Genomic DNA, 25,186 nt, shown 5'->3' on the forward strand with positions numbered 1-25,186 from the left:
GCGATTGTCATGTGTCTTCCCTTCGTGTGGATGGTTCACGGTCAGCACTCGAAACGTCGGGCGACAGCGGGTTCACCGAGACGAGCTCGATGTTCAGGCTGGCCACGGTATCGAGCAGTCCGTGCAGTCTCGCCTGGTCCGGTACCGTTCCGACGAGGTGGGTGAAGCCCTGCTCCACTTCCTTGACGTCAAATCCGGGGAACGCGGCGAGAAGCGCCGGGCTCAGCGTGCCGCGGATCACGATCTCGTACGTTTCGTTCAGCACGACGCCCTTCTCCCCTGGCTCCGACCTTTCCCGTTCAGTGTCGGCGGTTGCCGCGCAGTCTGCATCATCCGAGAAGGGTGATCCCGCGCCTACCCCAATTCGGGTGTGGCCACTGAGGGCATCTCCTGACAGACTGAGTGCGGATAGAGAGAGCTGGGTTATGGGTGCAAACCGCAGCGTTCCGCGTCATGCAATAGACAGGCCGACACTTCGGGGAGTGCTCGACGGGGTCCTGTCACAGCCTCTGGCGCTCGTCGTAGCGCCCGCTGGTGCGGGCAAGACTGTGCTCCTCGAGCAGTGGGCCGAGACCCATGCCGACCGGTCGTTCGTGTGGGTCGACATCACCCCGGCCGACAACGACCCCGCCCATTTCGCCGGCAAACTGATCTCCGGCCTCTCCGCGGTCAAGCCGCATTTCCTCAACGTCGGGGCGCCTGTAGCCATCAGCGGAGGCCGCCTGGGAGAGACCTTCCTCGAGGTACTTCCGTCTCGCCTGGTATCGCTGCCCGACACGGTCGTCATCTTCGACGACGTGCACCAGCTCACGAACCGGAGCCTCATCGATGACCTTGAGCGCATCGTCGAGTTCGCGCCCCCGAACATCCACACCGTCTTCTCCACCCGGGTCGACCTCCCTCTCGGCTGGAGCCGCCACCGCCTCAACGGCGACCTCGTCGAACTGCGCAGCGCCGACCTGGCGTTCGACGCGAACGAGTCGGCAGAGCTCCTCGCGCGGCTCTGCGGCCGACGGTTCGACGCCGACAGCGTCGACGCTCTCGTCTCCCGCACCGAAGGGTGGGCCGCCGGGCTTCAGCTGGCGGCGATGACGCTCAAGGGCCGCGACGACCCGGAGGATTTCATCGAGCAGTTCGGCGGCACGGACCGGATGGTGGCCGACTACCTGACCGATGAAGTGCTGCAGGTGCAGCCCCATCGCAGGCGCACGAGCCTGCTGCGGGTCTCCGCCTTCGACGAGATGTCCGCCGAGCTCATCACCGAGGTCACCGGCGAAGACGGCGCCCAGTCGTGGCTCGAATCCCTCGAACGCGAATCGATGTTCCTGGTCCCGCTGGACACCCGACGTGAGTGGTTCCGGTTCCACAACCTGTTCCGCGACCTGCTGCGCTATCACCTGCGTGCCGAAGAGCCCGGGGCCGAATCGACCCTTCTCGCCGGTGCCGCCGACTGGTATCTCGCCCGCGGCGACGTGCAGCGCGCGGTCGAGTACCTGCTGCGTGCGAAAGAGTGGGAACGCGCGCTGATGCTCGTGCGCACCCGCGGCGCAGAGATCTACGAGCGGGGCGAGCTGCGCACGGTCATCCGGTGGATGTCGGAGCTCCCCGACTCCGTCGTTCATGACCGACTCGACCTGATGCTCCTGAACGGAGTGCTGCGCGGGCTCGAAGGCCAGGTCGTGGCCGCCGGCGACCCGCTCCGGCGCGTGATCAACGACCCGGAGGCGACGGTCGGCCAGCAGCTCGTGGCGCATGCCATGCTCGCGTGCCAGGCCTGGTGGAATCCGCATCCGGACGGATCGCTGGACGCCGTGACCCGATCGCTCGCCCTCCTCGAAGCCAACCCCGGTGCCCCCACCCCCGATCTGCTCGGGATCACCGACTACGAGTCGCTCCTGACCATGACCCTGTTCTCGGGCGGCCGCGCCTACCTGCTGGCAGGTGACCTTGCCGAAGCGAGGCGCTGGCTGGAACGCGCCGCACGATCGGAGGGGGCCTCGTATGCGCCATGGCGCATCTGTTCGCTCGGCTCGCTCGCCCTCGTCGAGGCCTGGTGCGGGCGAACCGACCGGGCCCAGGAGCTGGCGGTGGAATCCCTGGCGGTCGCCGATGAAGCGAAGCTGGTCGGGCATCCGTCTACGGCTGACGCCTACCTGGCAGAGAGCCTCATCGCCCTCGAGCGGTCCGATCCGGGCCGTTCCGAGCGGATGCTCGCCCAGGGTCTCGCACGCGCGGCCGCGACCAAGCGCACGCAGCTCATGTGGATCGCCCATCTCATCCACGCCATGCTCGGCGGCACGGAGAACGCGGGCGACCTGACCGGCGCTCCGGAAGGCCCGCCGCCGCCGGTGGTCCGTGACCGGCTGACGGCGACGCGCCAACGCGAACGCAGGCTCACCGGGCGGGACCCTCTTCCGTGGGCCGCGGAACCGGAAAGTGTGGAGGCGCCTGCAACACGGTTCGAGCACACGGCGTCTGCCCTGACGCACCTCCAGCCGCAGCGCGCACGTGCACTGCTTGCGTCGGATGCCGACACCAGCACCGAGGAGCCGCTCGTCGCCACCGAGCGGCTGGTGCTTCGCGCCTGGCTCGCGGATGTCGAAGGACGACCGACCGCGGCCGAGCGCCGGCTCGGAAAGGCTCTCGCGCTCGCGGAAGAGCATTCCCTGGTCGACGTGTTCCTGCGTGCCGGCCCCCATGTCATCACGCAACTCGGCCAGCTTCCGGGCGAGCGTTCGCCGTTCCTGCGGCAGATCCTCGAACGGGCCTCGGCATCGCTGGCGCCGGCCGCGACGTCCGTCCTGAGTGAGCCGCTCACCGACCGCGAGCTCGAGATCCTGGCCTGCCTGCCAAGCCGGTCGACGAATGGCGAACTGGCAGACCGCTTCTACGTGTCCGTGAACACGATCAAGACGCACATGGTGCACATCTACCGCAAGCTCGACGTGCCTAACCGCAGCGCGGCGATCGTGCGCGCACAGGAACTGGGCCTGCTCCGATGATCACTATCACCCTCTTGGCGTGATGCGCTCACGCAGGGGCGGCCATAGCGTCACAGGTGGGTTCGCCGTGCATCAGCGCGGGAGCGCGATCAGCGAAGGAGCGCACAATGTCGGATGACGACCTCGAGCAGGCGGGACCGATCGATTTCGTGATCATCGAGTTTCCTGCCGGCCAGAAGAATTTCCGCGGCGAGATAGCCGACGAGCTGGTGAAGCTCGTCGATGCCGGGACGATCCGGCTCATTGACGCGATCGTCCTCGTGAAGGACGACGATGGGGCTGTCGAGGCCCTGGAGCTGTCCGACCTCGACGATCTCGGCCCGCTTGCGGCCCTCGAAGCCGAACTGGCGGAGTTCCTCGCCGAGGAGGACGTCGACCATCTCGCTGCGGCCATGGATCCGGGGAGCGTTGCCGGTGTCATCGTCTACGAGAACGTGTGGGCGGCGCCGTTCGCAGCAGCTGCGCGCCGGGCCGGCGGCCAGTTGATCGCGGATGGCCGCATCCACTCCCAGGCGATCGCCGCCGCGCTCGAAGCAGAGGCTGAGGCGGAGTCGGAAATCGAATCAGAAGCAGAAGCTGAAAAGGAAGGGGCCTGACATGTTACGAGCAGGTCGTGTAGGTCGGGTCGGGGTCGTGCGCGCTCCCGTCGCCAAGGCCGCCGTCGTCACCCGGGCGGTGACTCCCGGTCCGGCGCCGATCGCGAAGGCGGCCGTCGTCGGGGCGGTCGTGACGCCGAGGCGGCGTCTCTGACAGCAGCGGTGGCCGACGCATTCGGCTTGCGTCGGCCACCGCTGTGACAGGTCAGTGCGCGATCGCCGGTTCCGGCGTGGCCGCGCCTGTCGCTGCGGCGCTTTCGGCCACAGCGAGCGGCCGGCGGCGACGGAACAGCAGGGCCGCGTTGATCGCACCGATAGCGAAGAAGAGCGCTCCCCACAGGTAGGCGACCGAGTAGCTGTGCACTGCGGCATCCGTGAGCACCGCCGGCGTCGGCGGCAGGTGCGAGGCGAGGTAGTCCGCGGCCGCGGTGGCGGCCAGCGTGTTCAGCAGGGCGGTTCCCAGCGAGCCGCCGACCTGCTGGCTCGTGTTGACGGTCGCGGATGCGACGCCGGCGAACGAGCGGTCGATTCCGAGTGTGGCGGTCTGGATCGACGCCGGCATGATCGAACCCATCGCGAACCCGAGGATCAGCAGGGGCGGAAGGATGTCCGCAGCATAGGTGCTGTGCTGGTCGAGGTGGGTGAGGTACAGCATCCCGATCGCCCCGAGCGTCATCCCGAACGGCACCATGATCTTCGGCCCGAGCCGTGGCAGGAAGATGTTCGTCGACAGCTGCGCGGAGAGCACCAGCATCGCGATCATCGGAAGGAAGCCGAGCCCGGTCTGGATGGGCGAGTAGTGCAGCGTCTCCTGCATGTAGTAGGTCACGAAGAGGAAGATGCCGAACATTCCGGCGCCGGCGATCAACACGGAGATGAACGCGGCCCCGCGGTTGCGGTCGAGCACGATCGACAGCGGGAGCAGCGGATGCGCGGCGCGACGCTGCCAGAGCACGAACGCGACCAGGAGGATGCCGGCCGCCGTCAGGAAGCCCCAGGTGAGCGGGGAATCCCAGCCGTCGGTCTCCGCGTTCGAGAACCCGTAGACGAGGCTGAAAAGGGCACCGGAGACGAGCAGCGTTCCGGGGATGTCGAGCTTCGGCCGCGCGCCCGTGCGCTTGACGGACGTCACGAAGAAGATGGCGCCGACGACCGCGATGAGCGCGATGACGACGTTGATGTAGAGGCTCCAGCGCCAGCTGTAATACTCCGTCAGAACCCCGCCGAGCAGGAGGCCGATGGCGCCGCCGGCGCCCGCGATGGCCCCGAACACGCCGAATGCCCTGGCGCGCTCCTTGGGGATGGTGAAGGTCGTCGTCAGCACGGCCAGAGCCGTCGGGGCGAGCAGCGCGCCGAATGCACCCTGGAGGGCGCGGGCTCCGACGAGCAGCCCGAAGGTGTTGGCTGCGCCGCCGAGCGCTGACGCTCCGGCGAAGCCGATCAGGCCGATGATGAAGGTGCGTTTGCGCCCGATGAGGTCGGAGACGCGCCCGCCGAGCAGCAGGAGGCTGCCGAAGGCCAGCGAGTATGCGGTGATGATCCACTGGCGCTCTGCGTTGGTGAAGCCGAGGTCGGCCTGGGCCGACGGGAGCGCGATGTTGACCACGGTCGAGTCGAGCACGACCATGAGCTGGGCGAGGCCGACGGTGGCGAGTGTCCACCAGTGGCGCGATGTCGTCGGCGTGTGCACGACGGTCGGAAGGGAGGAAGTTGTGGGGGGCATGAGACCTACTATATCCGGAACTCATCAGTTTCGGATATTAACAGTTCCTTAACTGTACAATTGATCCAGGACAACACGGATCAAGAGGGAGACAGCCGCAATGTCGCAGCTCGACCTGACCCAGAACGAGGCCGCCGAACAGCCGTCGAAGCTCGGTCGCAAGCGCGACCACACGCGCGATCCCGAAATCCTCGAAGCGGCACTCGACGTGCTCGCCGAGACCGGCTACGACGGCATGACCATCGAGATGGTGGCCAATCGAGCCAAGGCCGGCAAGGCCACCCTGTACCGCAGGTGGGCATCGAAAGGCGAGCTCGTCGTCGACGCCGTCGCCTGCATGAAGAGCGTCGACCTCGACCTCGACAGGCTCCCCGACACCGGCACCCTCCGCGGCGATCTCGTGGCGATGATCAAGCCGCACTCGATGCAGGACAGCGAGAAGAAGCTGCGGGTCATGGCCGGCCTGATGTCGATGCTGTCCCGCGCTCCAGAACTCGCGGATGCCGTGAATGCCGCGATCGTCGAGCCGCGGGCGAAGGCCAACCGCATCTTCCTGCGCCGCGCGGTCGAGCGCGGCGAGATCTCCTCAGACCTGGACCTCGACGCCCTGTCGCTGCTCGCACCGTCCATGTCCGCCTACCGCACGCTGATCCAGCGCAAGCCGGTCGACCGTGAATTCCTCATCTCCCTGATCGACGGAGTGCTCCTTCCCGCCGTGGGTCTCACTCCCCCGAAGTCCTGAGTCTCCCGTGTCGTCGGCGCCGCTCAGGTGCCGTCAGTAATTCGCGTGAGTCCTGAGAATCTCTTTACTTTCGGCCTCGAAAAGAGCACCCTCTTATGGAGTCTTGAAAGTGAGAAGTTCTCATGAAAAAGCATTTCTCTGCCCGCCTCCTGGCGCTCACCACGTTCGTGAGCCTCGCGGCGCTCGCACTGACACCCCTGCCCGCCTCAGCGGCAGGGACCCTCGCAACCGATGTGGTCGTGAGCGCCCACCAGAACTCTCCCGCATCGAGCGTCAAGACCGCAGCCTTCTCCACGAGCCATGACGGTGAGCTCCTCATCGCCTTCATCGCCACCGACGGCGCGACCGCTGCCGGATCCGCCACGATCAGCGCTGTGACCGGAGGAGGCCTGACCTGGACGCTGCGAAAGCGCACGAACGCCCAGTACGGAACGGCGGAGATCTGGCAGGCGGTCGCCCCGACGGCACTGGCGAATGCGACGGTGACCGCCACCTATGCCGGCTCGTACACCGCCTCCATGACCGTCGCCACCTTCACCGGGGCTGACACCACGACGCTCGGGGCGGTCGGCGGCGGCAGCGCAGCAACCGGCGCACCGAGCGCGAGCCTGACCACGACGCGCGCCGGCTCCTGGGTGTGGGGTGTCGGAGACGACTGGAGCACCGCCACCGCCCGCACCACCGGCATCGGCCAGACCCAGGTGGACCAGCTGCTCGCCAGCTCCGGCGACACGTTCTGGACCCAGCGCCAGACGGTCCCCGGCACTGTTGCGGCCCCCTCCACGGTGACGATCAACGACACGGCGCCGACGGCCGACCGGTGGAACCTCTCGCTCATCGAGATCCTGCCCGTGGGCACCGGCAGCAACGACACGACCGCGCCCACCGTTGCGATGACGAGCCCTGCTGCCGGTGCCACGGTTTCCGGTACGGTGACCGTGTCGGCCGGCGCAAGCGATGACGTCGGCGTCGCCAGCGTCGCGTTCACCCTCGACGGGTCGCCGCTCGGCGCTGTTCTCACATCCGCCCCCTACTCACTCCCGTGGGACACGACGTCAGTCGTCGGCGGATCTCACACTCTGGTCGCCACGGCGAGGGATGCGGCGGGCAATACCGGAACGTCGGCGCCGATCACCGTCACGGTCTCGAATGCCGCAGACCCCTCGGTCGTCGGATCGTGGGGTCCGGTCGTGCCGTGGCCGGAGGTCTCCATCCACGCCGCTCTCACGAACACCGGCAAGATCCTCACCTGGATGGGCGACTTCAGCCAGGGCGGTCAGCAGTATCTCCTCGATCCGACCACCGGCAATTACACCCAGGTGCCCGATGCCGCCGTCGACCTCTTCTGCGCCGGCCAGGCGGTGCTCGCCGACGGCCGCATCGCCGTCATCGGCGGCACTGCCACGCAGGGCGGGCTGGGCATCAAGAACGTGAATGCATTCGACCCCGTGACATCGACCTGGGAGTCCCTCGCCCCGATGAACTACCCGCGCTGGTATCCGACCGGCACGACGCTGGGCGACGGTCGGGTGCTCGTCACCTCCGGCTCCGACACGACCTCCACCGACCTCGTCCAGGTTCCCGAGGTCTACAACCCTCCGACGGACAGCTGGACGTCCCTGCCGGGCGCGACCAAGCTCATCCCTTACTACCCGTTCATGTACCAGCTGCCCGACGGTCGTATCCTCCAGAACGGGGCCAGCGAGGATCCGACCGGGACGCAGGTGCTGGACATGTCCACTCTGCAGTGGACCACGATCGATTCGCGAGTCCTCGACGGCGCATCCGTCACCAGCTACGCACCGGGCAAGTTCCTGAAAGCGGGCACGGCATCCGACGGTGGTTTCAGCGGCCAGTCCGCGAAGACCGCGTACACGCTCGACATGAACCAGCCCAACCCGACCTGGCAGCCGACCGCATCGATGTCCTTCGCCCGCAGCTTCGTCAACCTGACGACGCTTCCGGACGGGAACGTGCTCGCCACGGGTGGCAGCACCGACAAGTCCGGCCAGAACGAAGGGCTTGCGGTCAAGCCCGCCGAACTGTGGCACCCGAGCACCGGAACGTGGTCAACGGTCGCATCGCTGACCGCGCCGAGGCTGTACCACTCGGTAGCACTGCTGCTGCCCGACGGGCGCGTGTTCGTGTCGGGCGGCGGCGGCGACACCGGCGTGACCAACGAGGAGAACTACCAGATCTACTCCCCGCCCTACCTGTTCAAAGGCGCCAGGCCGACCATCACCGCTGCCCCGTCGACGGTGCAGTACAACAGCACGGCACTCGTCAAGACCCCGGATGCGGCCGGCATCCAGTCCGTGATGCTGGTGCGCACCGGCTCCATCACGCACGGCTTCGACCAGAACACGCGGTCGATTCCGCTGAGCTTCACCCAGACCACGGGCGGCCTGAACGTGCAGATGCCGGTGAACGGAAATGCGGCCCCTCCCGGGTACTACATGCTGTTCATCGTCAATGGCGCAGGCGTTCCGTCGGTCGCCGCGATGACACGGTTCCCGGCACCCTATGAAGACACGCAGGCTCCGTCCGCTCCGGGAACTCTGACCGCGACGAGCGGCACCGGGCAGGTCGGCCTCGCCTGGGGTGCGGCGACCGACAATGTCGGGGTAGCGAAGTACGACATCTACCGGTCGACCACGGCAGGCTTCACGCCGGCCGCGGGCAACCGGATCGCCCAGGTCGCAGCGCCGGCGACGGCATACACCGACCCGGGGCTCCTCGCCGGCACCTACTACTACCGCGTGATCGCAGAAGACGCCCAACACAACCTGGGACCTGCGTCGAACGAGGCCTCGGCCACCGTGACGACGTCGAGCACCTACCGCACCATCACGGTCGACAAGATCACCACCGTTCACCAGTCCACGAGTTCTAACAAGATCGCCGCCACAGGCCTGACCACGACCGGCAGCAACGAGCTCCTCCTCGCCTTCATCAGCTCCGATGGTCCGAGCAGCGGGGGCAGTGCTGCGATCGCCTCGGTCACCGGCGGCGGCCTGACGTGGACGCTCCGCCAGCGGTCCAACGCCCAGCCCGGAACAGCCGAGATCTGGCAGGCGGTCGCGCCCGCGCCGCTCACGAATGTGACGGTCACCGCGACCCAGTCGTCGGGCTCCTGGCAGTCGTCGATGTCCGTCGTGGGCCTGCTGAACGCCGACACCGCGTCCGGAGCGTCCGTCTCCGTTTCAGGCGCGAGCGGGGCGCCGACCGGGGCCCTGACGACGACACGGGCCGGGTCCTGGGTCTGGGGCGTCGGAACCGACTGGACGGCTGCAAGAACCCACACGGCAGGAACGGGACAGACCATCGTCGACCAGTACCAGCCCCCCTCCGGCGACGACTACTGGCTGCAGCGCCTGAACGCCCAGACGCCCGCGCCGGGCACCAGCGTCACGGTCAACGACACGGCACCGACGACCGACCAATGGGATCTCGCGCTCATCGAGGTCCTCCCGGCGCCCTGACGGAGGAGAGCAATTCGGCCGACTATCGGGAGATCTTCGACAATCCCCTAGAACTTTGTCAGGACCCGTGCGTACGCTTCGAGGTCCATCGGTTTGTGCCGAACTGGGGAATGGGGGTGGATTGCATGACGACGCGTCCGCAGAACGTCCGCCGCGCCGCACGCGCGCCGCTGCGGGTGGGCATGATCAGCCGCAAACGACTCGAACGGCTCGCCCGGCAGGACTCCGCATCCGGCGTGCCTGGTGCGCGGAACAACGGAGAACCTGAGGCATCGACGCCGACGGTCCAGGCGATCCAGGCCCACGCGAACGGCTACGCGCGCCGCGAGGAGCAGCGATTCTTCTCGAAGATCAGCGACCAGCTCACGGAATACCGGATGCTCGTCAGAGCACTCGACGACGACACCGCGGCATACGAGGCGAAGACCGACGAACTCGCCCCGCCCGACCGAGAGGCGATCGCGGAAGGCCACGGACCGACCTTCGAGGAGCTCCGACGTCTGGAGCGCCGGATCAGCCGCGGGCGTCGACGCGTCGACGAGCTCAGGGCGATCATCCACACACGGTTCACGGCCGCCCGCCTGCGCGCAAGCCGGTACTACGACCACTCGGACGAGAAGATCGCCATCTACTGGGGCGCCTACCGGCGGTCCGGCACCCTGGATCACCCACTCGACCGCGCGCCGGTGCTGCGGCGCACGGACTGGCTGACGACCCAGGAACAGACCAAACTGCTCGAACTCTGGCAAGGGAGAACCGATGCCCAGGCGTGACCCGCCGCTGGCCGACTATGACGTACCCGCGACGCGCCGCATCCGACGACGCCTCTTCTGGCGGCTTCGGCGCATGCGCGACGCCGTCGACGTGGAGACCCTCGAAGTCTTCGAACACGAACTCTCCGCCTTCGAGCGGGCGGGGATCGCCGAACTCGACCGCCAGCGCACACGCAACGTCGCTGCGTGCGCCGAGCGGGTGTCGGAGGCGCAGAAGCGCGAGGAGCTGATCCGCGCCGCGATCGTGCGCACCGACGACCAGATCAAGCGCGCCGACCTCGCCGTCGAACGCCTCGACGCCAAACTCTTCGGGCGCGACCCCGAATTCCACAACTACGCGTGACCGGCTGAAGGAGAACAACCATGGCCAGGGACATCGTCTCGAAACCGCCGCGCATCCGCTCGGGCGTCGGTCGCATCTCGCCCTTCGCGCACGTACTGGTCTACCTGCTGCTGCTCGGGATGATCACCGTCGACTACATCCTGCTGGCGCAGGCGCTCACCCTGCTGCTGCGCAATGACAGCCAGTACGGCTCGATCGGCCTGCAGATGTACGTCATCACCCTGGGCATCTCGCTCGCGGTGGTCGCACTGCCGCACGTCGTCGCCATCCTGATGCGGCGCATCCAGGCCGGGGTGATGTCTCGGCGCTGGTCGATCCTCGCGATCGGCCTCTCGCTCGTCTGGGCAGCCGTGCTGGCCGCGATCACCATCGCCCGGATCAAGGCGGGGATCGACGCGCAGAACGCCGGCGGCCTCACCGGACTCGTCGGCGGCTCGACCTCATCCGGCCAGACCGGTTTCTCGTGGGCGGCCCCTGACACGATCATGGCGTTCCTGATGCTCGGCGTGCTCGTCACCTCGGGTGCGGTCAGCTTCATCGTCGCGTGGCTGACGACCCGCCCGCTGCTCAGCGCAGCCGAGAAAGCCCACGATCACGCCGAAAAGCTTCGGGTGTACCGCGACCGTCTCCTGGGCGAAGCGGTGCAGGCCCGCGAGGCGACGCAGCAGTCGCTGCGCCTCGACCACGAGGATGCCGTGCGCTACACCGGCGCGCGCATCACCTTCGCGGCACGGGTCGATCTGCTGCGCGCCCAGCTGGCCACCCGTCTCGCGCAGCACGAGCGCGACCCTGAGAGCACCAGCCAGATCATCCGCGAGCTGCGCGCACGGCGCATGCCGGACATCCCAGAGACCCCCGAAGTCGCGCCGAGTGTGCAGCCGTCGCAACTGACCGACTGAACGACCGCCGAAAGGACCTGAATGATCACCCGACGAATCGCCCGGGCCGGCATCGCCATCGCCGCCGTCCTCGCGCTCGCCGGCGGACTGACCGCCTGCGCTTCGGCGACCGCGACCGGAGCAGCCTGCGACCAGTCGCAGAAACGCAACATGGGTGTCGTCGCCGGCAGCACGGCGAACGCACCGACCACGACCCTGGCATCGTCGGCGGTCGAGCAGCTCGCCGCCGTCAGCAAGAGCAACGGCAGTGTGACCGTCGTGGTCCCGTCCGGTACCCCGAAGGTGATGGGCACGACACTCGTCGGTTCGACGGCACAGGACGCGATCGTCTGCCAGAACGACCAGCACAACAAGCTCAGCGAGATCACGACGTACATCAACGGCCTCAAGGCCACTACCCCAGAGGTCGACTTCCTCGGCTCGATCGACCGGGCCGCCCGCGATCTCGGCGCGAAGCCGATGGGCGTGCTCGTCGTCGGCAACGGACTGCAGACGACCGATCCCCTCAATTTCGCGACCAGCGGCGTGCTCTACGCCGACCCCGCGCAGGTCGTCAGCGACCTGAAGTCGCGCAACCTCCTGCCGACAGACCTGAACGGCGTCACCGTCTACTGGTCGGGGATGGGCGACGTTGCGGGTTCGCAGGCTCCGCTGACGATTCCGGCGCGCAGCAACCTCATCGCGATCTGGACCGCGATCATCAGGGCTGCGGGCGGCACCCTCTCCCTGCTTCCGGAGCCGGCCTCCGGAACCGCCGCCTCCGGTCTCCCCGCTGTGTCGACGGTGCCGGTCGAGTCGGTGCAGACGAAGACCGACTGGACGCATCCGATCGTGATCCACAACAGCGAGCTGCTGTTCGTGAAAGACACCGCCACGTTCTCCGACCCGGCGAAGGCGCAGGCGGTGCTCGCCCAGGTCGTGCCGTCGATCGTGCAGAACAACCAGCTGGTGACGATCACCGGCACCGCCTCGAAGGACCAGGCGACGAACAACGCCTCCGATCTCGCGCTGTCGCAGCGTCGGGCGGATGCTGTGAAAGCCGCACTCGTGCAGCTCGGCGTTCCGGCCGCGCTGCTCACGACCACCGGCGTCGGTTTCGAATGGTGCGGGTGGAAGAGCGAGACGGATGCCGGGGGCGCGTACTCCGACGCCCTCGCCGAGCAGAACCGCTCGGTCATCCTCACCTCGCCCGGCGTCAGCCTCTGCGGGTAGCCTCCCTCGCTTTTTGAGAACACAAGCCGCCGACTGCGTTGGCGCCGGCCGCCACCCGGCTCCCCTCGAGCACAGGAAAGGGCACCTTAACATTGCGAAAATACGTGATTTTTCCTGTGCTCGACTCAGGGGGTGCGCTCGACGCGCGGGATGCGGGTCGCGGGCTCAGCCGCCGACCCAGAAGCCGCGGCCACCGAACCATTCGCCGTACTCGCTGCCGAAGTCCGCGTCGGGGACCGACCCGCGACTCCCGAGGTAGGACGACACGACTGCCGCACCCAGGTCGTCGAGTTCGGGGGCCACGACGCGCCCGGATACCCGCCGAGCCATCGACGCCGTGAACCGGGCCAGCCCCGGGTCGTCGCCCAGGCGGAAGAACGTGGTCTGCGCGCCCAGGCGACCCGAATTGTCGAGCTCTTCGAACGTCCGCATGATGGTGCGCGGATGCGGTGGGTACGAGAAGCTGACGGAGCCGTCGGCCTCGAGGTGCGAGGTCGGCTCGCCGTCGGTGACGATCAGCAGCACCGGCTGGGCATTCGGGTGCTTGCGGAAATGCCGGTTCGCCAGCAGAAGGGCGTGATGGAGGTTTGTGCCTTTGTCCCACATCGCGTCGAGAGCGGTCAGTTCTTCGATGTCCATCACCTCGGCGTGCCGCCCGAACCCGATCAACTGCAGGTGGTCGCCGCGGAAACGCGAACGGATGAGCGTGTGCAGCGCGAGGGCCGTGCGCTTCATCGGAACCCACCGGTTGTCGAGTGCCATCGAGAACGACGTGTCCACGAGAAGGGCGACCGCCGCCTGCGTTCGCGCTTCGGTCTCCTGGATCTCGATGTCGTCGACTTCGACGAGGCGACCGCCGCCTTCGCCGATGCGGCGCCGCACCCCGTTCAGGACGGTGCGCGGGATGTCCCACGGTTCTGTGGCCCCGAACTCCCAGGCGCGCGTCGCCCCCGAGCTCTCGCCGGCCGCCCCGGCCTGGTGCAGTTCGCGCTCGCCCTGACGACCCGACATCCGGGTCGCGATGTCTTTCAGCAGCGACTTGCCCAGCTGACGCATCGCCTTCGGCGTGAGTTTGAGCGCTCCGGCCGAATCGCGGCGCAGGGTTCCGCTCTCGCGCAGGGTCTTCTCCAGCTCCCGCAGCGTGCGGGCCGAAACCGCCGCGTCATCGCCCAGCTGGCGTGCGAGGGTGTCGAGGTCGATGTCGTCCATGCGCGCACCGCGATACGACTGCGAAAGCTGCTCCGAGAGCTCGTCGAGGTCGGCGAGGTCCTGGAGCACGCCGGTGCCGTCGCCCAGCCCGAGCGGCTGCTCGCCGTCGAAACGCTGGGAGCCGCGCCAGTCCTCACCCGGGCGCAGCGCCTGGAGGTTCGAGTCGAGCTGGGAGAGCGACTGCATCAGCTCGGGCGTGCCGAACGCCTGCGCGGAAAGCTGCATCAGCTCATCCCGCTGTTCCTGCGTCATCGAGTTGAGCATCCGCTGCGCTGCCGCCGAGCGCTTCGCGAGCGAGTCGATCAACTCGTCGACGTTCTGCGGGTTGTCCGGAAAGAACTGGCCATGCTTGGCCATGAAGTCGTCGAAGTCCTGCTGCGTGTCCTCGCCCAGCCGGTGCTTCTCGAGCAGCGCGTTCAGGTCGGTGAGCATCTCGTTGATCGCGGCGCGATCCTCATCGGTCGCGTTCTCCATCGCCTGTTTCATGCCCTCGAACCGCTGGTCGAGCAGTTCACGGCCCATCAGGTCTTTGATCTTCTCGTAGTCCGCGCGCGCCTGCGGCGACTTCCAGTCGTAGTCGTTCAGCTCGGTCACGGCCGCCGCGGTCGACGCGGGCAGGTTCTCGAGCCGCATCTCCGCGAACGTGCGCTCGGTGTCATCCATGAGCGCGTCGCGGGCGAGCTGCTTGCGCTCCTCCATCACCGCGTGGTCGAGCAGCTGTTTCACCTCGTTGAGGGTGCCGTCGAGGTTGTTCCGGCGCAGCAGGTCGCGGCGGCGCTCCGCGACCCGGCGGGCCAGGTCGTCGAGGCCGGTCTTGTTGCGTCCGCCGCGGCGGAGGAACTCGTTCATCGCGCGCTCGGGCGACGTGCCGCCCATGACCGATTCGCCGATCGCGTCGAGCGCCTCGGCGATGTCGACCGGCGGCGCGAGCGGGTCTCCCCCGTCGTATCGCCGGAAGTGCGTGCGCCCTCTAGCCATAGACGGTCTCGATCCCGTCGGTGTCTTTGCCGACCTTGCGGGCCAGGTAGAGGCCTTCGAGCGCGAGCTCGATCGCTGCGGCCAGTTCGCCGTCGCTCGTGACGTCGAGCCGGTCGCCGATGTCGTCGTAGAGCTCCGACTCGCCCAGGACGGGCAGCTCGTCGAGGAACTGCCGCGCCGATACCTGTTCGCCCGTGGTCACCATGGCGCCGTCCTCGATGGCGGCGACGAGCGGACCGAAGTCGATCCCGGCGAAATGCTGTCGCACGGCGTCGGCGGTCGCGGTGCGCAGAAGGTGCGTCAGCACCTCCGACTCCCGGCCCTCCTCGCCCGTCTCGAACTCGATCTTGCCCGAGAGCACGTCGACCGCGGCCTGCAGGTCGACCACTCGCGCGACGGCTTCTTCCTCGCCCTGCACCGTCGCCCGGTGGAGGGCTGCCGCTGCGATCGTCTCCGCGCCCGCGATGGCGAACCGTGCGCTCACACCACTGCGCTGGTCGACCGACGTCGACTCGCGCAGGTTGCGGGTGAAGCGGGCGAGGATCTCGACGAGGTGGTCCGGCACCTCGGCCACCAGGTCCGCCTCCTGGCGGATCACGGCCACCTCAGCCTCGAGCCTCGTCGGGTAGTGGGTGCGGATCTCCGCCCCGAACCGGTCTTTGAGCGGCGTGATGATGCGGCCGCGGTTCGTGTAGTCCTCGGGGTTCGCGCTGGCCACGACCAGCACGTCGAGCGGCAGCCGCAGCACGTAACCGCGCACCTGGATGTCACGCTCCTCCATCACATTCAGCATCGCCACCTGGATGCGCTCCGCGAGGTCGGGCAGCTCGTTGATCGCGACGATCCCGCGATGGCTGCGCGGGATCAGGCCGAAGTGGATGGTCTCGGGGTCGCCCAGCGAACGCCCCTCAGCCACCTTCATCGGGTCGACATCACCGATCAGGTCGGCGACGGATGTGTCGGGTGTCGCGAGCTTCTCCACGTAGCGTTCGTCGCGGTGCCGCCACGCCACAGGAAGCCGGTCGCCGAGTTCCAGGGCGCGGCGTTGCGATTCGTGGGTGATCGGATCGTATGGATGCTCGCCCAGCTCGGCCCCGTCGATCACCGGCGTCCACTCGTCGAGCAGGCCGCCGAGCGTGCGCAGGATGCGCGTCTTGCCTTGGCCGCGCTCGCCCAGCAGAACGACGTCATGGCCGGCGATCAGCGCCCGTTCGAGCTGGGGGATGACCGTCGACTCGAAACCGTGGAGGCCCGGCCAGGGATCATCACCCACCCGCAGCTTCGCCAGGAGGTTGTCACGAATTTCGACCCGCAGCGGCTTCTGCACATGACCGGAGGCGCGCAGCTCTCCTACCGTCGTGATGTTTGGAGCCTGGGTCACCGAGTTGGTCACCTTTTCAGGCTAAACCCGCTTCGGGGCGATTTGTTCGGACTCAGCGAAACTGGAGCATCCCGAAACACGCGGGACGCATTCGCGCCGCGGCAGTGCCCGGAGCTTCCCGGGGCACGCGTTAGGCTCCCGGGGTGGCTCTTCCGAATGACACCGCACGCCTGCACTTCCGCGAGATGACCGACGACGATCTCGACGAGATGGCAGCGCTGCTCGGCGACCCGGCGGTCATGGCGTTCTATGCCTCCCCGAAGTCGCGCGCGGAGGCGCAGAAGTGGATCGACTGGAACGTCGCCAACTACGCCTCCTATGGATACGGACTCTGGATCATCGAAACGCACGCCGGCGAGTTCGTGGGCGACTGCGGTCTCACCTGGCAGCCCGTCGACGGCCACCGCCAACTCGAGGTCGGCTACCACGTTCGGCACGATCTGCAGGGACAGGGATACGCGACCGAGGCGGCGCAGGCGTGCCGCGCTTTCGCCGCACGACTGGGCGAACCACATCTTGTCGCGATCATCCACCCGGACAACGTCCCGTCGCAGCGCGTCGCCCAGAAGATCGGCCTCACGCTCGAATCGACCTCGACGGACAGCCTGGGCCAACAGCGCTCCGTCTTCGGCGCGACCCTCTGACTCGGGCGATTGTTTGCCAAAAGCTCCGGGTTGTGTTCGATCCGAAGCCAGTCTTTTGGCGAACGGATGCGGTCGCGACGCTAGAGCGCGACGCTAGAGCGCGGGCGACGCTAGAGCGCGGGCGTCTCCTTGAGGGGCACGTCGGGCAGGCGCAGCATCCGGAAAGACAGGAACAGACCGATCAGGCCGGCGGCGAGCGGCACGAGAAGTGCGATCTGCAGTGCGATCGGCCGCGCCTCCGTGTTGATGCGGAGCACCTCATCCTTGATGTCCTGCGGCTGCCCGGCCAGCTGCTCCTCGAGCTGGGTGTTGCTCATCACCTGGGCGTCATGTTCGAGTGTCTGCACGATCTGCTGTTGCTCCGCGTCCGGAAGGACCGTGCTCGAGGTGGCCATGCCCGAGAAGATCGGCGCGAGCGCTGCGAGCAGGATGGCCCCGGCGAACGCCAGGCCGAACGAGAGGCCGAACGAGCCGGCCGCGGAGTTGACGCCGGCGGCCTCGCTGACCCGCTCATCCGAGATCGGCGACAGCGTGTAGTTGTTCAGCTGCGACACCATGAAGCCGAGACCCGCACCAGCGATGATGAGCGGAACCAGCAGCCACCATCCGGAGTCGGCTCGCGGCACGATCGGTATCAGGATGATCAGCCCGAGGCACAACAGCGCGAAACCCCATCGGATGAGCACCACCGGTCGCCGACGGCCCGCACGCTTGCCGGCGAGTGCGGCTATCGCGAACATCGTCAGCGAGAGCGGCGCGATCGACAGGCCTGCCTGCAGCGCGTTGTATTCGAACACCATCTGGAGGTAGATCGGCAGCACGATCATGGTGCCGCCGAGCGCGATCTGCTGCAGCATCTGCTGCGAGACGCCGAACCGGAACTGTTTCGACCTGAACAGGTCGGGGTCGAGCAGCGTTGCCAGGCTGCGCCGCTTGCGCCGCCTGAGCCAGAACACGAGCCCGACCAGCCCCAGCACGCCGACGGCGAGCAGCACCCCGACGGAGCCGGCGCCCTCCTGCCACGCAAGGATGCTGAGCACGATTCCGCCCATGCCGACGACCGACAGCCCTGAGCCGACCCAGTCCACTTTTCTCGAACCCGTGTACCGAACGTCGTGCACGAGCTTGATGCCCGAGAGCACCACGGCGATGATCACGGCTTCGAGTAGGAAGGCTATGCGCCACGAGAGGAAGGTCGTGATCAGACCGCCGAGGAGCGGACCGACGGCGGCCGCGATCGCCGCGGAGGCGCCGACGAGCGCGTATGCGCGCACCTGGCTCTTGCCCTGGAAATTTCCGTGGATGAGCGACTGCATCGCCGGAAGAAGAAGGGATGCGCCGAGCCCGCCGATGATCGCCCAGAACACGATGATCGCCCAGATGGTCTGGGCGAGGGTCATCGCGAGCGCGCCTGTCGCATACGCCAGGAGGCCGATCACGTAGGCGCGTTTGCGCCCGATCAGGTCTCCGATCTTGCTGCCGATCAGGATGAACGCCGCCGAGACCAGCGCCTCGAGCGCGATCGCGGACTGAACGCTGCTCACCGTCGAATTCAGGTCGCGCACGACAGCGGAGATCGAGACGTTCATGATCGAGGTGTCGACGACGAGCACGAACATCGCCATCGCGAGCAGCAGCGCCAAGCGCCCGTTGAAGGCCTCGGTCTTGTCTGCGGCGCCGGTCTTTTCGCCCGTCATTCCCTCACGATAGGGGCGGTCCGGGCGTCCGGGCGTCATCCGTTCCGGGTGATGCCAGCGGGAAGAGCGCTAATCGAACATCGGCAGTATGTGCACCGGTATTGCAATCGAGAGCGCGATGCAGAGGATCCCCGAGAAGAAGACGAGCCCCTGCCAGCTGGGCAGCCCCGTCGCGTACCCGAGAATCACGATGCCGCCCACGAACAGGACGAACGAAACGATGACTGCAACTACTCTCATGGTTCTGCCACCTCCGGTGCGGCCGGTGCCGCTTCCTCTCGAGCGATGTTCGTATCCGCTGGATCATGCTGGCGCCGGCTGGCGAACAGGAACGGGATGCCGACAAGCTGGATCGCCCCGCCGATCACGAACGACGTTCCGTACCCCCATACGTCTGCTGCGCGGCCCAGGGCGGGCTGGATGAACACCCCGCCCAGGCTCCCGAACAGCGATTCGAACGACAGCACCGTCGCACGCTGCTTCGAGGGGATCATGTCGTTGATGTAGGACTGCTGGATCGGCCCCGAGACCGCGAAGACGAATCCCCAGATCACCAGGAACACCACGGCCAGCCAGAACATGCTGGTCACGCCGAGCACGACGAGGGCGACGACGCTGGCGATGGAGGCTCCGATGATCGTGCTCGTGCGGCGGGCGAACAGCCTGCGCACGCGTGACGCCAGGAGTCCACCGCCGACCTGCGACAACGACAGGATCGCAGCTGCGAGACCGGCGATCGAGTACGCCGTCTTGTCGCCGTAGAGCTGGAGCAGGTAGGGCTGCAGCGCGTAGAACGCGTAGATGCCGACACCGGATGCGAAAGGCGCTGCAAGGATCACGTAACGCACGGAGCGCTTCTTGAGGCCGTGCTCGATCGACATGTTCAGGACGTTCCTGGTCGCCTTGATCGGACCCATCGACTTGTCGGGCTTGAACCCCAGGTCCTTCATCACGAACGCCGCGAAGACGAGCATCACCACGAGGATCCCCGCGCGTATGAGGAAGGGGACACCGAGGTTGGTCGCTTGCGCGACCACGCCGCCGAGCACGGAGCCGGTGAACATGGCGATGCCCGTGACCACCAGGCCTCTGCCGAAAACGGCCTCGAGGCTGCCGGTGAAGCCGGTGAACGCCAGCGCATCGACGAGCCAGGCGTCGACCGCGCCGGAGAAGAACGTGAACCCGAGCCCGAGAAGGATCGAGACGATCGCCCACCACACGAACGGTGCGTGCCAGAGCCAGAGGAGCCAGTACAGCGCCGTCGTGACGGACAGGGTGATCGTTCCCAGCACATACGACACCTTGCGGCCGATCGTGTCGGCGACCACACCGGTCGGGATCTCGAAGATCACCATGCCGGCGGTGAAGAACGCGTTTGCGGCGAACGCTTCGAAGTTCGTCAGTCCGGCGTCGAGCAGGAAGATCGTGTTGATGCCCCAGATGAACGACGCCGCGAGAGTGTTGCCGAGAAGAAGAGTGAGGTAGATGCGCTGCACACGCCGCGCTGCCGGGTTCATGACCCGGCACCGATCGCTGCAGCGCGTTCGTCCACAGACCCATCATCGACCCGATCGGGTGCGGATGGCTAGCGTACGGGGACTACCGTTGGAGCATGACGCCTCCGGAAACTGAGCCGAGCGAGGCAGACGATGCCCGCGAAGCGATCACCTTCTCTGAGCTCGGGCTGAGCGACGCGACACTCAAAGCCCTCAAAGATGTCGGCTACGAGACCCCGTCGGCGATCCAGGCCGCGACCATCCCCTTGCTGCTCGCCGGACGCGACGTCGTCGGCCTCGCCCAGACGGGCACCGGCAAGACCGCTGCGTTCGCGCTGCCGATCCTGTCGCGGCTGGACACCTCGCAGAAGGTCCCCCAGGCGCTCGTGCTCGCTCCGACGCGCGAACTCGCCCTGCAGGTCTGCGAGGCGTTCGAGAAGTATGCCGCCCACATCCGGGGCGTTCACGTTCTTCCGGTCTACGGCGGCCAGGGCTACGGGATCCAGCTCTCGGCCCTGCGACGCGGTGTGCACGTCGTCGTCGGAACGCCCGGCCGCATCATGGATCATCTCGAGAAGGGCACACTCGACCTCTCCGAGCTGAAGTACCTCGTGCTCGACGAGGCCGACGAGATGCTCAAGATGGGCTTCGCAGAAGACGTCGAGACGATCCTCGCCGACACCCCGGACGACAAGCAGGTTGCGTTGTTCTCGGCGACGATGCCCGCCCAGATCCGTCGGATCTCCAAGAAATACCTGCACGATCCAGAAGAGGTCACGGTCAAGAACAAGACCACGACCTCGGCCAACACGAGCCAGCGCTACCTGATGGTGTCGTATCCGCAGAAAGTCGACGCGCTCACGCGCATCCTCGAGGTCGAGAACTTCGAGGGGATGATCATCTTCGTGCGCACCAAGAACGAGACGGAGACGCTGGCGGAGAAGCTGCGCGCCCGCGGCTACTCCGCGATGGCGATCAGCGGCGACGTTGCGCAGGCCCAGCGGGAGCGCACCGTCGAGCAGCTCCGGTCGGGCAAGCTCGACATCCTGGTGGCGACGGATGTGGCGGCGCGCGGTCTCGACGTCGAGCGCATCAGTCACGTCGTCAACTACGACATCCCGATCGACACGGAATCCTATGTGCACCGCATCGGGCGCACCGGGCGAGCCGGCCGCAGCGGCGCCGCCATCAGCTTCGTCACCCCGCGCGAGCGCCGCCTGCTCTCGGCCATCGAGAAGGCGACGCGGCAGCCGCTGACCCAGATGCAGCTTCCGACCGTCGAGGATGTGAACGTCACGCGCCTCGCCCGTTTCGACGACGCGATCACCGAAGCACTCGCCCAGGCCGACCGCATCGCGCGCTTCCGCGACATCATCGAGCATTACGTCGAACACCACGACGTTCCCGAGGCCGATGTGGCCGCCGCGCTCGCCGTCGTCGCCCAGGGCGAGGAGCCGCTCCTGTTGTCGGCCGACGACGCGCTGGCGCGACGTGTCGAACGGGATGACCGTTCCCGTGACGACCGCGGCGAACGCCCCGACCGGGGTGCCCGGGGCGAACGCGGCGGACGTGCCGAGCGTCGCGTGCGGCCGAGCAGCGGTCCGATGTCGTCCTACCGCATCGAGGTGGGCAGGCGGCAGAAGGTGGAACCCCGCCAGATCGTCGGAGCGCTCGCCAACGAGGGCGGGCTGAGCCGCGAGGACTTCGGGGCGATCAAGATCCTTCCCGACTTCTCGCTGGTCGAACTGCCGGCCGATCTCCCGGGTGACACGCTCGCCCGGCTCCAGGACACTCGGATCAGCGGCAAGCTCATCGAGATCCGTCCGGACCGCGGCCGCGGAGGCCGTCGCGACGACCGGGATGACCGTCCCCAGCGCAAGCCACGTCACGGCAACTGAATTGCAAGTATTGACACGCGCGCCCGACGGGAATTGAATACGGGGCGTCGGCTCGGACTCCACCAGGATCCGGCCCCGCCGGCAACCGCCTGAAGCGACCCGAGGCACGTGGCAGTTGCGGGGGTTCATCCGACCCGCCAGAAATCAGGTAATGATGCCTCGGAAGCTCCTCGTCTTCATCGCTGCCTTCGCGCTTGCTGTCGCCGGACTCGGCGCAGCGCAGACCGCGACCGCGTCTCCTCCGCCCCCCGCACCGGCATCCCCCGGCTTCGGACCGAACGTGGTCGTGTTCGATCCGAGCATGCCGCAGAGCCAGATCCAGGCGACCGTCGACAGCATCGCGAACCAGCAGGTCGACAACGAGATGGGCACACAGCGTTATGCGCTCCTGTTCAAGCCGGGGACGTACGGGTCAGCAGCCAGCCCGCTGATCTTCCAGGTCGGCTACTACACCGAGATCGCGGGCCTCGGGCAGTCGCCGAGCGACGTGACCATCAATGGCCAGGTGAACGTCTTCAACCGGTGTCTCGCAGCGAACAACTGCATCGCGCTCGACAACTTCTGGCGCTCGATGTCGAACCTCACCATCAACCCTGTGGGCGGCGAAGGCTGCCGTGCCAACACCGAGTTCTGGGCCGTCTCGCAGGCATCGCCGCTGCGCCGGGTCGACGTCACGGGCAAGCTCACCTTCATGGACTACTGCACCGCAGGACCCCAGTACGCGAGCGGTGGTTTTCTCGCCGACTCGAAAACCGCCGACATCATCAACGGATCGCAGCAGCAGTTCCTGACCCGCGACAGCAGCATCCGTTCGTGGTCCAACGGCGTCTGGAACCAGGTGTTCTCCGGCGTGACCGGAGCGCCGGCGCAATCCTTCCCCACTCCCCCGTACACGACACTTGCGACCACCCCGGCCAGCCGGGAGAAGCCGTACCTGTACGTGGATGCGAACGGCGCGTACAACGTGTTCGTGCCCGCCGCGCGTACCAACTCGTCCGGACCGACATGGACCGCGGGTGAGACCCCCGGGCGTTCCCTCCCGTTGAGCAGCTTCTACCTGGCACGGCCGACCGACTCGGTGAAGACGATCAACCACCAGCTCGATCGTGGAAAGAACCTGTTGCTGACACCCGGTGTCTACAACGTCGACCACAGCATCCGCGTCGACCGGCCGGGCACGATCGTGCTCGGACTGGGCGTCGCAACTCTGACGGCCGTCGGGGGCGCGATCCCTCTGACCGTCGGTGATGTGCCCTCCGTCGACATCGCAGGCCTCATGATCGACGCGGGCACCGTGAACTCGCCCGCTCTGCTCCAGCTGGGCTCCGGCCACGCGCACGGAGACCAGGGAGATCAGGGAGATCAGGGAGATCAGGGCGGCCAGGGGCACGGGCATGGATGGTCGTCGCAGCCGACCGCGCTGCAGGACGTGTTCTTCCGTGTCGGCGGCCCACACGAGGGCAAGGCGACGGTGAGCCTCGTCGTCAACACCAGCAACGTGATCCTCGACGACATCTGGGCCTGGCGCGCCGACCACGGAACGGGCGTCGGCTGGACCGTGAACACCGCCGACACCGGCGTCGTGGTCAACGGCTCCGACGTCACCGCGACGGGGCTCTTCGTCGAGCACTACCAGAAGTACAACGTGATCTGGAACGGGGAGAACGGCACGACCATCTTCTTCCAGAACGAGCTGCCCTACGACGCGCCCGACCAGGCCGCCTGGCAGCACGACGGCGTACTCGGCTGGGCCGCATACAAGGTCAGCGACCGGGTGAAGAGCAACCAGCTCTGGGGCGGAGGGTCCTACATCTTCACCAACGTCGACCCGACGCTGCACGCCACGCGCGGGTTCGAGGTACCGGTGAAGTCGGGCATCCAGCTCCACGACCTGCTCACCGTGAACCTCGGCGCAGGAACGCTGGATCACGTCGTGAACGACACGGGCGACGCGGCCACGACCGCCCACATCGGAACTCCGGTCTACGTGGTCACTGCCCCGTAGCCGGATCGTTGGCCTGCGGAGGGCGCGCGGCACTCAGCCGCACGCCCTCCGCAGCGCGTTCATTGAGGCAGCGAGCGCGGCATTCCGAACGACGGAAGCACGCCGGCGTCGAAACGCGTAATGCCGCTGACGCCGTCGCTGCGCACGTCGAGCACGAAGAACCCGGCGGCGTGTCGGATGCCGCCCGACGGCGACCGCACGTACATCGCGAAAGCGGGCTGGCCGTTCGCTCGCGTCGGGACAAGGTCGTAGACGCGTCCTGCACGCATGATCACGACGTCGAAGAACCGGCCGACGGCTTCGCGTCCGTCGTATTCGAGTGCCATCGGCGGCATGGTCATGCGCACGTCAGCGGTGAGCAGCTCGATGAGGGCAGCCACGTCACCGGATTCGTACGCCTTCGCGAACTCGGCGACGAGTGCCCGTTCGGATGCCGAGCCGGCAGGCAGCATCCGCTCGCTCCCGCTCTGCGGCAGGCTGCGCCTGAGACCCGCGCGGGCGCGCTTGAGAGCACTGTTCACCGACTCGATCGTCGCGTCGAGCATATCGGCCACCTCGGACGCGTGGAACCCGAGCACGTCGCGCAGGATGAGCACCGCCACCTGACGCGGCGGCAGGATCTGCAGCGCCGTCACAAAAGCCAGCGAGATGGACTCGGTCTGCTCGTAACGCGCCTCCGGACCGGCCGGCAGACTCACACCATCGAGGAGCGTGTCGGGATACGGCTCGAGCCAGACCACTTCGCCCAGCCTTGTCGGCTCGGGCGGTTCGATGTCAGGGATGCTCCACTCCTTCGCCGGGCGACGACTGGCTGAGCGCCGCGCATTGAGGCAGCGGTTGGTGGCGATCCGGTAGAGCCAGGTGCGCAGGGACGATCGTCCTTCGAAGCCGCTGAGGCCCTGCCAGGCGGTCAGCAGGGTGTCCTGCAACGCGTCCTCGGCATCCTGAAGCGATCCGAGCATCCGATAGCAATGCACCTGCAGCTCACGCCGGTGCGGCTCGACCAGGTCACGGAAGGCCTCGCCGTCTCCCGAACGCGCCCGGGCGACCAGCTCACCGGTTACCACGCTCATCGTCTCGCCCTTTCGTTCGACAACAGTTCTACC

General features: G+C 67.3%; 20 protein-coding genes. 12 read left to right on the forward strand and 8 right to left on the reverse strand.

The features are described from left to right. Positions 1-7: 7 nt before the first annotated feature. Entirely contained in the window at positions 8-265 is a 258-nt protein-coding gene (locus ACPPVQ_RS12780) for a hypothetical protein (RefSeq protein ID WP_426515477.1), read from the reverse strand. A 217-nt stretch (positions 266-482) separates the two neighbouring features. Here ACPPVQ_RS12780 and ACPPVQ_RS12785 point away from each other — a divergent pair, with 217 nt between their 5' ends. The 3 genes from ACPPVQ_RS12785 (at position 483) to ACPPVQ_RS12795 (ending at position 3,752) form a co-directional block, all read left to right on the forward strand. After that, a complete protein-coding gene (locus ACPPVQ_RS12785) occupies positions 483-3,002 on the forward strand; it encodes a LuxR C-terminal-related transcriptional regulator (protein WP_426515478.1) in 2,520 nt (839 codons plus the stop codon). Positions 3,003-3,109: 107 nt separating this feature from the next. Further along, entirely contained in the window at positions 3,110-3,598 is a 489-nt protein-coding gene (locus ACPPVQ_RS12790) for a DUF6325 family protein (protein WP_426515479.1), read from the forward strand. Between the two features lies 1 nt (position 3,599). Then, the gene (locus ACPPVQ_RS12795; RefSeq protein WP_426515480.1) at positions 3,600-3,752 is read left to right on the forward strand and encodes a hypothetical protein; all 153 of its coding nucleotides are present in this window, start codon (positions 3,600-3,602) and stop codon (positions 3,750-3,752) included. 51 nt (positions 3,753-3,803) lie between these two features. Here ACPPVQ_RS12795 and ACPPVQ_RS12800 read toward each other — a convergent pair whose 3' ends face one another. Further along, positions 3,804-5,321, reverse strand: coding sequence for an MFS transporter (locus tag ACPPVQ_RS12800; RefSeq protein WP_426515481.1), 1,518 nt, complete (start codon positions 5,319-5,321; stop codon positions 3,804-3,806). A gap of 100 nt (positions 5,322-5,421) precedes the next feature. On the opposite strand from ACPPVQ_RS12800, the gene ACPPVQ_RS12805 reads away from it, so the two are divergent. The 6 genes from ACPPVQ_RS12805 to ACPPVQ_RS12830 all read left to right on the forward strand — a co-directional run bounded on the left by ACPPVQ_RS12805 (position 5,422) and on the right by ACPPVQ_RS12830 (position 12,772). Next, complete coding sequence (locus ACPPVQ_RS12805) at positions 5,422-6,063, forward strand: TetR/AcrR family transcriptional regulator (RefSeq protein ID WP_426515482.1); 642 nt, start codon at positions 5,422-5,424, stop codon at positions 6,061-6,063. Positions 6,064-6,185: 122 nt separating this feature from the next. Continuing rightward, complete coding sequence (locus tag ACPPVQ_RS12810; RefSeq protein WP_426515483.1) at positions 6,186-9,545, forward strand: galactose oxidase-like domain-containing protein; 3,360 nt, start codon at positions 6,186-6,188, stop codon at positions 9,543-9,545. A 125-nt stretch (positions 9,546-9,670) separates the two neighbouring features. Beyond that, positions 9,671-10,318, forward strand: coding sequence for a hypothetical protein (locus ACPPVQ_RS12815; RefSeq protein ID WP_426515484.1), 648 nt, complete (start codon positions 9,671-9,673; stop codon positions 10,316-10,318). Continuing rightward, positions 10,305-10,661, forward strand: coding sequence for a hypothetical protein (locus ACPPVQ_RS12820; protein ID WP_426515485.1), 357 nt, complete (start codon positions 10,305-10,307; stop codon positions 10,659-10,661). The genes ACPPVQ_RS12815 and ACPPVQ_RS12820 overlap by 14 nt, the downstream gene beginning before the upstream one ends. Before the next feature lie 20 nt (positions 10,662-10,681). Then, positions 10,682-11,560 carry a hypothetical protein gene (locus ACPPVQ_RS12825; RefSeq protein ID WP_426515486.1) on the forward strand — a complete coding sequence of 293 codons (879 nt, stop codon included), beginning with the start codon at positions 10,682-10,684 and terminating at the stop codon, positions 11,558-11,560. 21 nt (positions 11,561-11,581) lie between these two features. Continuing rightward, positions 11,582-12,772 (forward strand): OmpA family protein, encoded by a 1,191-nt coding sequence (locus ACPPVQ_RS12830; protein WP_426515487.1) that lies wholly within the window; start codon positions 11,582-11,584, stop codon positions 12,770-12,772. Between the two features lie 165 nt (positions 12,773-12,937). On the opposite strand, the gene ACPPVQ_RS12835 is transcribed toward ACPPVQ_RS12830, so the two are convergent. Beyond that, positions 12,938-14,959: a vWA domain-containing protein gene (locus tag ACPPVQ_RS12835; RefSeq protein WP_426515488.1), complete on the reverse strand. Its 2,022-nt coding sequence runs from the start codon at positions 14,957-14,959 to the stop codon at positions 12,938-12,940. After that, positions 14,952-16,340, reverse strand: a complete 1,389-nt coding sequence (locus ACPPVQ_RS12840; protein WP_426521260.1) for a sigma 54-interacting transcriptional regulator — start codon at positions 16,338-16,340, stop codon at positions 14,952-14,954. The genes ACPPVQ_RS12835 and ACPPVQ_RS12840 overlap by 8 nt, the downstream gene beginning before the upstream one ends. Before the next feature lie 143 nt (positions 16,341-16,483). Between ACPPVQ_RS12840 and ACPPVQ_RS12845 the strand changes: the two genes are divergently transcribed. After that, positions 16,484-16,984, forward strand: a complete 501-nt coding sequence (locus ACPPVQ_RS12845) for a GNAT family N-acetyltransferase (RefSeq protein WP_426515489.1) — start codon at positions 16,484-16,486, stop codon at positions 16,982-16,984. A 110-nt stretch (positions 16,985-17,094) separates the two neighbouring features. Here ACPPVQ_RS12845 and ACPPVQ_RS12850 read toward each other — a convergent pair whose 3' ends face one another. The 3 genes from ACPPVQ_RS12850 to ACPPVQ_RS12860 form a co-directional block, all read right to left on the reverse strand. Continuing rightward, on the reverse strand, positions 17,095-18,681 hold the full coding sequence (locus ACPPVQ_RS12850) for an MFS transporter (protein WP_426515490.1): 1,587 nt from the start codon (positions 18,679-18,681) through the stop codon (positions 17,095-17,097). A 69-nt stretch (positions 18,682-18,750) separates the two neighbouring features. Further along, positions 18,751-18,921, reverse strand: a complete 171-nt coding sequence (locus tag ACPPVQ_RS12855; protein WP_426515491.1) for a hypothetical protein — start codon at positions 18,919-18,921, stop codon at positions 18,751-18,753. Beyond that, positions 18,918-20,198 carry an MFS transporter gene (locus ACPPVQ_RS12860; RefSeq protein ID WP_426515492.1) on the reverse strand — a complete coding sequence of 427 codons (1,281 nt, stop codon included), beginning with the start codon at positions 20,196-20,198 and terminating at the stop codon, positions 18,918-18,920. Before ACPPVQ_RS12860 ends, ACPPVQ_RS12855 begins: the two co-directional genes overlap by 4 nt. Positions 20,199-20,293: 95 nt before the next feature. Here ACPPVQ_RS12860 and ACPPVQ_RS12865 point away from each other — a divergent pair, with 95 nt between their 5' ends. Together ACPPVQ_RS12865 and ACPPVQ_RS12870 are read left to right on the forward strand one after the other, a co-directional pair. After that, positions 20,294-22,075 carry a DEAD/DEAH box helicase gene (locus ACPPVQ_RS12865; protein ID WP_426515493.1) on the forward strand — a complete coding sequence of 594 codons (1,782 nt, stop codon included), beginning with the start codon at positions 20,294-20,296 and terminating at the stop codon, positions 22,073-22,075. 151 nt (positions 22,076-22,226) lie between these two features. Next, complete coding sequence (locus ACPPVQ_RS12870) at positions 22,227-24,080, forward strand: adenylyl cyclase (RefSeq protein ID WP_426515494.1); 1,854 nt, start codon at positions 22,227-22,229, stop codon at positions 24,078-24,080. Between the two features lie 59 nt (positions 24,081-24,139). Here the strand turns inward: ACPPVQ_RS12870 and ACPPVQ_RS12875 are convergent, their stop codons facing one another. Continuing rightward, the gene (locus ACPPVQ_RS12875) at positions 24,140-25,153 is read right to left on the reverse strand and encodes a sigma-70 family RNA polymerase sigma factor (RefSeq protein WP_426515495.1); all 1,014 of its coding nucleotides are present in this window, start codon (positions 25,151-25,153) and stop codon (positions 24,140-24,142) included. Positions 25,154-25,186: the final 33 nt, after the last annotated feature.

It is taken from the genome of Leifsonia sp. McL0618 (assembly GCF_049994905.1).
Lineage (GTDB): Bacteria > Actinomycetota > Actinomycetes > Actinomycetales > Microbacteriaceae > Diaminobutyricibacter.

What these genes read in the sequence shown, in the direction of transcription:
- ACPPVQ_RS12790 (WP_426515479.1), top strand. Translation starts at nt 3,110, where the DNA reads ATGTCGGATGACGACCTCGAGCAGGCGGGACCGATCGATTTCGTGATC.
- ACPPVQ_RS12795 (WP_426515480.1), top strand. Translation starts at nt 3,600, where the DNA reads ATGTTACGAGCAGGTCGTGTAGGTCGGGTCGGGGTCGTGCGCGCTCCC.
- ACPPVQ_RS12800 (WP_426515481.1), bottom strand. Translation starts at nt 5,321, where the DNA reads ATGCCCCCCACAACTTCCTCCCTTCCGACCGTCGTGCACACGCCGACG.
- ACPPVQ_RS12805 (WP_426515482.1), top strand. Translation starts at nt 5,422, where the DNA reads ATGTCGCAGCTCGACCTGACCCAGAACGAGGCCGCCGAACAGCCGTCG.
- ACPPVQ_RS12810 (WP_426515483.1), top strand. Translation starts at nt 6,186, where the DNA reads ATGAAAAAGCATTTCTCTGCCCGCCTCCTGGCGCTCACCACGTTCGTG.
- ACPPVQ_RS12815 (WP_426515484.1), top strand. Translation starts at nt 9,671, where the DNA reads ATGACGACGCGTCCGCAGAACGTCCGCCGCGCCGCACGCGCGCCGCTG.
- ACPPVQ_RS12820 (WP_426515485.1), top strand. Translation starts at nt 10,305, where the DNA reads ATGCCCAGGCGTGACCCGCCGCTGGCCGACTATGACGTACCCGCGACG.
- ACPPVQ_RS12825 (WP_426515486.1), top strand. Translation starts at nt 10,682, where the DNA reads ATGGCCAGGGACATCGTCTCGAAACCGCCGCGCATCCGCTCGGGCGTC.
- ACPPVQ_RS12830 (WP_426515487.1), top strand. Translation starts at nt 11,582, where the DNA reads ATGATCACCCGACGAATCGCCCGGGCCGGCATCGCCATCGCCGCCGTC.
- ACPPVQ_RS12835 (WP_426515488.1), bottom strand. Translation starts at nt 14,959, where the DNA reads ATGGCTAGAGGGCGCACGCACTTCCGGCGATACGACGGGGGAGACCCG.
- ACPPVQ_RS12850 (WP_426515490.1), bottom strand. Translation starts at nt 18,681, where the DNA reads ATGACGGGCGAAAAGACCGGCGCCGCAGACAAGACCGAGGCCTTCAAC.
- ACPPVQ_RS12855 (WP_426515491.1), bottom strand. Translation starts at nt 18,921, where the DNA reads ATGAGAGTAGTTGCAGTCATCGTTTCGTTCGTCCTGTTCGTGGGCGGC.
- ACPPVQ_RS12860 (WP_426515492.1), bottom strand. Translation starts at nt 20,198, where the DNA reads ATGAACCCGGCAGCGCGGCGTGTGCAGCGCATCTACCTCACTCTTCTT.
- ACPPVQ_RS12865 (WP_426515493.1), top strand. Translation starts at nt 20,294, where the DNA reads ATGACGCCTCCGGAAACTGAGCCGAGCGAGGCAGACGATGCCCGCGAA.
- ACPPVQ_RS12870 (WP_426515494.1), top strand. Translation starts at nt 22,227, where the DNA reads ATGATGCCTCGGAAGCTCCTCGTCTTCATCGCTGCCTTCGCGCTTGCT.
- ACPPVQ_RS12875 (WP_426515495.1), bottom strand. Translation starts at nt 25,153, where the DNA reads ATGAGCGTGGTAACCGGTGAGCTGGTCGCCCGGGCGCGTTCGGGAGAC.